Here is a 446-nt window from a genome sequence, read left to right as displayed (position 1 = left end):
GACGACATGCTGGGGCTGAACCTCGACAATTATCAGCACGAGGCCAGCTTCGGGTACGAGTATGCCCGCTCGGACTCCACGCTGTTCTTCGCCGGATCGCCGGTTACCCAGACGGCGTACGAGCAGAACGTGTTCCTGCTTGGCTATTCCGGGACGTACCGCGAAAACGACGCGATCCTGGATTTCACGCTGTCCTCCGAACTTTCGCCCGGCGGGCTGACCAGTGAGAACGATCGCGAGGCATTCGAGGCCGCGCGCCAGTTCGCCAGCCCGTCCTACGCGACGATCGGCGCGCGCTACAATTATTCCAACTTCCTTTGGGACAGCGACGTCCTGTTCACGCTGCGTGGCGTGGGGCAATTGGCTTCCACCAATCTGCAGAGCGAGCGGCAGTTGCCACTGACGGGCGCATTCGCCGTGCGCGGTTTCGAAGACGGCGAATACAG

The 446-nt window shown here is 61.9% G+C and carries 1 protein-coding gene; it reads left to right on the top strand.

Going from position 1 to position 446, the window contains the following annotated elements; all coding sequences use genetic code 11:
• The coding region (locus R0J92_RS21750) for a ShlB/FhaC/HecB family hemolysin secretion/activation protein (RefSeq protein WP_411053168.1) at window positions 1-446 on the top strand (446 nt) is incomplete at both ends.

Source organism: Tritonibacter sp. SIMBA_163, assembly GCF_046535935.1.
GTDB lineage: Bacteria > Pseudomonadota > Alphaproteobacteria > Rhodobacterales > Rhodobacteraceae > Epibacterium > Epibacterium scottomollicae.
This window is presented reverse-complemented; position numbering and strand designations above follow the sequence as displayed.